The 408-nt window shown below is 56.4% G+C and carries 1 protein-coding gene; it reads right to left on the reverse strand.

All coding sequences use genetic code 11. From position 1 onward, the window contains the following. Nucleotides 1-408, reverse strand: a 408-nt coding sequence (locus tag ACLD7X_RS19355; protein ID WP_425625542.1) for a TolC family protein, incomplete at both ends; no start/stop codon positions are given.

The following is a 408-nucleotide window of genomic DNA, read 5'->3' on the forward strand; positions in this document are numbered from 1 at the left end:
TACTTGATCATGGCTAATTCCAGGTTTCGCGCCGCCAGATCGTTGTTTTTTTGGCTAAACTCCAATGATTTCCGGGCCTGTTGGTAGGCGCTGAGCCACTCTGCCTCCTGGGCCTGCTGCCGTTGGCGCTCGGCCAATAGCTCGGTCTGGACTATATCCGCCCGTATTTTGGCCCGGTCGAGATTGCGAAGCCGGACACCACCGTTAAAGATCGGGACGTCCAGCCGAACGCCCACCACCCCAATACTAAACCAGGGCTCCTGAAAATTCAGAAAGTTGAAAGCCTGGCGCTGCGCCTGGGCCGTATACCGTCCGTACAGCGAGAGTTGGGGTAGGCGCGTTGCCTGCTCCCGATCAATCGCTGCCTGAAAGTAAGTTTGCTGCGCCACTTTCAACTTAATCTGTGGG

It is taken from the genome of Aphanothece microscopica RSMan92 (genome assembly GCF_046613545.2).
In the GTDB taxonomy this organism is placed as follows: Bacteria; Cyanobacteriota; Cyanobacteriia; order PCC-6307; family Cyanobiaceae; genus NIES-981.